The organism is Pseudomonas sp. BJa5 (assembly GCF_030272875.2).
Classification (GTDB): Bacteria; Pseudomonadota; Gammaproteobacteria; order Pseudomonadales; family Pseudomonadaceae; genus Aquipseudomonas.
On record NZ_JALRNG020000254.1, the window covers coordinates 1 to 231 of the forward strand.

The 231-nt window shown below is 66.7% G+C and carries 1 protein-coding gene; it reads left to right on the plus strand.

Annotation, left to right across the window (positions count from 1 at the left end):
- On the plus strand, positions 1-231 hold a 231-nt coding region (locus tag M2D63_RS26220; RefSeq protein WP_285865937.1), incomplete at both ends, for a flavodoxin-dependent (E)-4-hydroxy-3-methylbut-2-enyl-diphosphate synthase.

A 231-nucleotide genomic window follows, 5' to 3' on the forward strand; every position in this document is an offset into this window, starting at 1 on the left:
CGCGTGGCCGAGCTGCGCGTCGATTGCCTGCGTATCATCCCGGGCAACATCGGTCGCGAAGACCGGGTGCGCGCGGAGGTAGATGCCGCCAGCGACCGCGGTATCCCGATCCGCATCGGCGTCAACGCCGTTTCCCTGGAAAAGGACCTGCAGAAGAAATACGGCGAGCCGACCCCTGCCGCCCTGGTCGAGTCGGCATTGGGCCACGTAGAGCACCTCGACCGCCTGGAT